The sequence below is a fragment of the Symplocastrum torsivum genome, from assembly GCF_059505465.1.
Window position 1 is genome coordinate 1 of the sequence record NZ_JCACKQ010000128.1, and the last position, 3,241, is coordinate 3,241.

Annotated in this window: 4 protein-coding genes; all 4 read right to left on the minus strand. The window is 77.1% G+C overall.

The features are described 5' to 3' along the window. Positions 1–234, minus strand: a 234-nt coding sequence (locus tag AC5JL3_RS32160) for a hypothetical protein (RefSeq protein WP_496078327.1), incomplete at its 3' end; no start/stop codon positions are given. A 101-nt stretch (positions 235–335) separates the two neighbouring features. Continuing rightward, the gene (locus AC5JL3_RS32165; protein ID WP_496078328.1) at positions 336–626 is read right to left on the minus strand and encodes a hypothetical protein; all 291 of its coding nucleotides are present in this window, start codon (positions 624–626) and stop codon (positions 336–338) included. 3 nt (positions 627–629) lie between these two features. Beyond that, positions 630–2,666, minus strand: coding sequence for a hypothetical protein (locus AC5JL3_RS32170; RefSeq protein ID WP_496078329.1), 2,037 nt, complete (start codon positions 2,664–2,666; stop codon positions 630–632). Between the two features lie 341 nt (positions 2,667–3,007). Beyond that, on the minus strand, positions 3,008–3,241 hold a 234-nt coding region (locus tag AC5JL3_RS32175; RefSeq protein ID WP_496078330.1), incomplete at its 5' end, for a helix-turn-helix transcriptional regulator.

Consider the following 3,241-nt stretch of genomic DNA (forward strand, 5'->3'; position numbering starts at 1 on the left):
GGCGGCGTCGCGGTTGGGGGAGAAGCGGACGCGCTTGCGGGTGCCGTCGGCGAGCCGCACGTCGGCCGCCCACTTCGCCGCCGGCTTCAGGTACTTGGTGCCGTCCTCGCTCAGGGGGTAGAGGACGGCCCGGCCCTTCTCCCGGACGCGGGCGTGCGGGCGGCCGTCCTTGTCGACGACCTCGGCCCCGGCCGGGAGGGGGTACGGGCGGGTGGGCTTGAACAGCGTTGCCATGTCGGGCCTTCCAAAGTGACCGCCGGGTCGGCGGAGGTTCGAGTCTACCGGCCCGTGGCGTTCGCGCGAGGGCCGTTGGGGGCGGTCGAGGGCGGTCGGGGTCAGCGGCCGGCCGGGCCGGCGGCAAAGAGCGCCGGGTGGTCGAGGCGGGCGGCCGGGTCGAGTACCCGTGGCGCAGCGGTTCGCCGGTCCGACCCGCACCCGTACCACGGCCGGCCGGTGAGGACGGCCCGGACGCCGGTGTGCAGCACCCGGAGCCGTGGGTCGAGCGCGGCCGGCGGGTCGAGGGCGAACGCCGTCGTCCCGTCCTCGACGGTCGGCTCGCACGGGACGACGGCGGCCAACAGCCCCGCGGCCGTGACAGGAGTGGCCGGGGTGACGGTGGTGGTCACGGGTCACCCCCGGAGTTCGTGCGGCCGGTCGTCGTTGGCGTAGCTCCTCCGGCTGCGGGCCGGCGGGGGACTCTCCTCCCCCGACCGGGCCGGATCATCCCCACCATGTCCACCATCCCACCGGTGCGATCCCCGGCCGGGTGGGGGTGGTGGGCATCCCCCCGGCCGGCCCGGGCCGCCGCGTCCCGCACCACCCACCGGCTCGACCCGTGCGGGGCGTCCGCCTTGTCCGGCATCCGCCCCCCGAAGTTCCGCCGGGCGAAGTGCCGGAACCGGTACCCGAGGGTCCGCCCGCACAGCTTCCCGCACAGATCCTCGACCGCCGCCCGCAGGTTCGCCAGCCCCTCGTCCCCCGGCTCCTTCTCCGCCGCCTGGAGCCGGGTGACGAGGTCGGCCGTGGTCAGCCCCCGCCCGGTGTCGTCGGGCCGGGCCAGCCCGGTGAGGACGTCCGCCATCGCGGCCGCGTCCCGGTCGGCCGTCGTCTGGAGGGCCACCCGCGTCTCCCCGGGGTCCGGCAGGCCGGCGAACACCACCGCCTCCCGCACCACCCCCGACCGCCCCTCGAAACTCCCCCACGGCCGCAGCCCGTGGACCGGTCGCCCCGCCCGCACCCACCCCAACAGGATCGTCAGCGCCGCCGACAGGAGCCCACCGCGGGTGCGGCGGACGTGCCCCCCGGAGGTCGGCGTGCCGGAACCCCTCCTTCATCTCCGGCCGCTCGTCGGCCGACTCCAGCCGGGCGTGGCACACCCGGCGGGACGTGTCCGCCCCCAGCTGGACGTTGTTCCCCGTCCCGAACCACACCACCTGGAGCGGCCCGTCGTACACCCGGTTGCCGCCCAGCACCCGGTCCTTCCACCGGTCGGTGGTCAGGGCCGCGTCGAGGACGTCGTTGCCGACCGCCCCGGCCAGGTTGTCCAGGAGCACCAGCCGCTCCCCCTCCATCGCCGGGGTGGTGATCTTCTTGCGCAACTCCTCCCGGTCGCTCGTGTAGCTCATGACCGGGAACCGCCGGCCGGTGACCGTCAGGGCGACCACGTCGGCGAGGAGCCCCTTGCCGACCCCGCGGACGTTGCCGTCGATCAGGAACCAGGCCAGCGGGGTGAGCAGCCCGGCCACCAGGGCCGCCCGATGGGCCGGGGTCTCGAACGGGAAGTCGGCCAGCGGGTCGAGGAGGGTGGCGACGGCGGCGGTCACGTCGGCGCGGGTCGGGGTGTCGGGCACGGCCACCGTCAGGTCGGGCGGGAGGCGGGTGAGGACCCGCACCCCGCGGTGGTAGCCGTCGGCGGCGAGGACGTCCCCGGTCGGGAGGAGGACGGGGTGGGTGAGGACGGCGTCGAGGGGGCGGACGGCGGGCCAGTGGCCGTGGGCGTGGACGGCCCCGACGCACCCGTCCGGCGGGTGGGCCGGGACGAGCTCGGCGTTCTCGCCGCTCCCCCGCCACTGCCGCCAGGTCGCCGCCCGGGTGAGCCGCTCCCGGAGGAGCGGGCGGGCCAACTCGCGGACGACCGGGGCACCGACCGGGCGGCGGACGACGGCGTCGGGGTCCGGCTCGGCCGGCTGGTCGAGGACGTGGACGAGGAACCCGCCGCGCTGGTAGCGGCCGGGCCAGTCCCCGGTCGGCTTGCGGTCGTTCTCGCCCACCACGACCACGGCCGGGCCGGGGTCGAGGTCGCCGAGCAGGTCGGCGAGGTGGGCCACCCCGCCGGTGTTGGACGGGCGGCCGACGGCGGTCAGACTGGCGACGGTCATGGCGGCCGCGTCGGTCGGCCCCTCGACGAGGAACACCGGGCCGGGCCGCTCCCGCCACCCGGCCGGGAGGATCAGGCCGCGCCTCCCGCCGGGGAGCATCGTCTTCGAGCCGTCGGGGAACCGGCGGTTCAGGCCGACGACGGCCCCGGTCGCGTCCGCCTCCGGGATGACGTAGACCGGCCCGCGGCCCCCGTCGCGGAGGCCGAGCAGCGGCAGCGCCGCCAGCCGGTCCCGCACGGCGGGGGTGAGGGCGTCGGCGTACCGCCGGGCCTCCGCCGGCCAGTCCACCCGGGTGGCGCGACCTGTCCTCGGCCCGGCCCGGGGGCGGGGCTCGGGCCGGACCAGTCGGTGCAGCCAACCGGCGTCGCCGCAGCGCTGCGGGCTCTCGACGCGGTTGCAGATGGCGGCGGAGCCGTCGGGGGCGGCGAGGCACCAGTCGGGCTTCCGGCAGACGGGGCACGGGTGCGCCGCCGTGACACGGGGCATGCGGTCGCGGGCGTCGCTACCGGGCTTGCAGTCCGCTCCGATGGGATTTGCGCCATCCATAGATTGCTCCGATCACGACGGGCCGGAGGTGCTTGCCAGGGCGCCCGGCCCGTCGTGTGATTGGTGAGGGTGGGTGTCGGGGGTCACTTCGCCCGGCCGGTCCGGCGGGCGGTCACGAGGGCTTGCCAGATCGGGGTCCAGGTGGCGCGGTCCGGGCAGCGGTGCCGGCACCACGCGGCCAGCTCGGCCCGGCACCAGAGCACGGCCCCGCTGAGCTTGACCGGCTCGGGGGTCAGCCCGGCGGCCGTCCACCGGTCCCACGTCGAGACGCCGGTGCCGCAGTACCGGGCGGCCGCCTCCCGGCGGAGCAGGCCGGG